The sequence below is a fragment of the Mycobacterium sp. SP-6446 genome, from assembly GCF_001954045.1.
Lineage (GTDB): Bacteria > Actinomycetota > Actinomycetes > Mycobacteriales > Mycobacteriaceae > Mycobacterium.
In genome coordinates this window covers 1-2,938 of record NZ_MBEM01000109.1, presented here as the reverse complement: position 1 = coordinate 2,938, position 2,938 = coordinate 1, and the positions used below count along the sequence as shown (strand labels likewise).

Annotated in this window: 2 protein-coding genes and 1 pseudogene; 2 read left to right on the top strand and 1 reads right to left on the bottom strand. The window is 66.4% G+C overall.

The genetic code is table 11. From position 1 onward, the window contains the following. A pseudogene (locus tag A5736_RS26555) lies at positions 1-192 on the top strand (serine/threonine protein kinase); the annotation flags it as partial. Positions 193-215: 23 nt separating this feature from the next. Further along, positions 216-1,349 carry a BTAD domain-containing putative transcriptional regulator gene (locus A5736_RS09360; RefSeq protein ID WP_076245781.1) on the top strand — a complete coding sequence of 378 codons (1,134 nt, stop codon included), beginning with the start codon at positions 216-218 and terminating at the stop codon, positions 1,347-1,349. Here A5736_RS09360 and A5736_RS09355 read toward each other — a convergent pair. Continuing rightward, entirely contained in the window at positions 1,346-2,317 is a 972-nt protein-coding gene (locus tag A5736_RS09355; RefSeq protein WP_076245779.1) for a YihY/virulence factor BrkB family protein, read from the bottom strand. The two genes, A5736_RS09360 and A5736_RS09355, sit on opposite strands and share 4 nt — an antisense overlap. Positions 2,318-2,938 lie beyond the last annotated feature (621 nt).

The window sequence follows — 2,938 nt, the reverse complement described above, 5'->3', positions numbered from 1 at the left end:
TCGTATTGGGCCGAGTACGGCAACGCCAGCCCGCTACCGCGGGCCGTCTCGGCGCCGGGGGCCGTTGACTGCAAGACCGTGCCCGGTGCGCTTTGCGACGGTTCGAATTTCCTCATGCACTGCCAGCAGCACCCGGGAGACAGCTGGATCACCTGCATCGGGGGGAAAAGCGCGCGCGTGTACTTGTGGTGAGAGCTGAAGGGATTGCTACCGCGATGGCCCAGGGCGATCTCTGGTTCGGGGTGTTGGGGCCGTTGCGGCTGAGCGCCAACGGTATTGACGTGCCGTTGGGCGCCGCGAAGCAGCGGGCGGTATTGGCCACGCTGTTGATCAATCGAAATCGCACCGTTGCGGTTGACTCGTTGATCGACGCGGCATGGCAGGAACGCCCCCCGCCCGAGGCCCGGGGCAGCCTGCACGCGCACGTATCCCGGCTGCGTCGAATGGTGAGCAGTGGCGGCGTGGATCCGGCCGCCGTCCTGGCCAGTGCCCCGCCGGGATATCGGCTCAGCGTGTCCGACGAGGCGTGCGACGTCGGCCGCTTTTCCATCGCACGGAAAGCGGGATTCGAGGCCGCGGCCGCGGGCAGATTCGAACAGGCCAGCGGCCACCTATCGGATGCGCTTGCGGAGTGGCGCGGCCCGGTGCTCGAAGATCTGCGCGACTTTCGATTCGTCGACGCCTTCGCCGCCGCGCTGGCGGAGGACAAGCTGGTGACGCTGACCGTGCGGGCCGAAGCTGAAATAGCTTGTGGAAGAACTAATTCCATAATCGGAGAACTCGAAGCACTGGTGGCCGAGCATCCCTACCGAGAACCGCTGTGGGCACAGCTGATAACTGGCTACTACTTGGCGGAGCGCCAATACGATGCACTCGATGCTTACGACAGGGTGAAGACTGCGCTCGCCGACGATTTGGGCATCGACCCTGGGCCCACGTTGCAGGGGCTTCATCAGCGGGTCCTTCGCCAACAGCCGCTGGACGTCAAACACGCGGCCCGCGCCACCGCTAAGCGCGCCGCCAGCACCCTGCAGTGGCGCACCGACCCGTCCCGCGAATCCTCCGTCGCACATCTGCACGACGCTGATGGGCGTCGTTATCCGTTGCGGGGAGCGGCCACACGGATCGGCCGACTGTCCGATAACGACATCGTCGTCGACGATGACACGGTTAGTCGCTACCACGCGGTGATCGTCGACACCGGGAACAGCTTTGTTATCACCGATTTGCAGTCCGCCAACGGGGTCGATGTCGCGGGTCAGCGGATTCGCACCAGTGCGACGCTGGCCGATGGTGACCGCATTTGCATCTGCGGCCACGAATTCACGTTTGAAGCGGACCGAGGCTAGCGCGTGGCCTTGGGGCGGCCGTCGCCGAACCTGACGCTGACACGCTGAAAGCCTTTGACGCGTTCGGCTTTGGCGCGTTTGGCGTAGGTCTTGCGATCCGCCGGGGTGAGGTCGGCGTCGTCGGTGAACGGGGTGAGCAACGCGCGGGGGTAAAGCTTTTCCACCAGAACGACATTGATCTCCGCGCACAGCACCAGCGTCGAGGACACGAGGAAGAGGAAGGCGAGCAGACCGAGCACCAGCGCGAAGACGCTGTTGGTGGCGCTCGCCGATTTCACCGTGTGCCCTACATAGCCGGCCCCGAACCACTGCAGGATCTGCCAGATGAATGCCGCCACAATCGCTCCCGGCAAGACCTGCCGGTAGGTGAGCGCTCGCGCGGTGGTCACCCGAAAAGCCACCAGGCAGATCATCGCGTTGATCGCCACGGCGGCCAGGGCGACGCCGATCCTCCCGAAGACGCCCAGCGAGCCGGTGGCCTGGCCGATCGCCGATAGGGCGGTGGCCGTGATGGCCGCCGAGCCGAGCACCAACAGCAGTAGCAAGCTGCGCACTCGTGATCGGATCGGATCGGGACGCTGGTTCCTTGGGACGGCCCAGACGGAGTCCATCGCGTTCTGGACCGCCTGGCCGACCCCCAGGCCGCCGTAGAGCGCGCCGCCGATGCCGACGACCACCGCAACGCTCCCACCGCTGAGCCCGTGCGGCTCGTGCAGCTGGCTCCCGATGACCGGGAACTGGCTCAACGTGCTCTGCAGAACCTGGTGTTGCAGAGCGGGGTGACCGGCGAGCACCAGCCCGAGACCGGTGGTCAGGAGGAGAAGCAGGGGGAACAACGAGACGAAGCCGTAGTAGGTGATCACCGCGGCCAGGTAACCGCCTTGGTCATCGAGATACTTGTAGATGACCGCAATGACGACACCGACGGCACGGTTCCGTCGTTGAAGCCTGTCCAGCCAGCCGACCATCCCCGCTCACTTCGTCCCCAGAAGCCGACACCCAATTGATGGGTTGGCCAGGTAATACCCGCGTTCGCCCACCGTCAATCGCGGCGGTCGAGCGTGACGCTGCAGTCACGCTGGGCCCCGAACGTGACCGCACCGTCACGTTCGGGACATCGAAGCCCCGCCAAAATCGCCAATCCGGAACGCGAGCGCGTCCGCAGGCGCAAGATAGGCCAATGAGCGATTTACGGCGGCGTTGCGCAATTGGCGCGTTCGCTCTTGTGTTGGCGGGCCTGCCGCTGCCCGCACTCGTCTCCCCGGCGGTGAGCCGGGCCGACGAACCCTGCGCACCGGGCTGGGCCTGGAGCGTTGACTTGAACCAATGCGTGTTCGTGCTCCCTGCCGCCAATGGACCCGGCGGACCTGGGGGGCCGGGAAACTCCATAGCCGCGTGACCACGCTGTTGAGTCCCCGGCGTTGCGGTGCCGTCATGCGCTCATTGTGCCCCGGCGCCAGATGCGCGGGTAACTGCGATCAAGTTCGCCTAGCGGCCCGGGCCACCTGGCCCACCGGGTCCCCCAGGCCCGCCAGGACCACCAGGCCCGCCCCTCCCGCCATTGCCCCGCGGCCCGGGGGGGGCGGGGG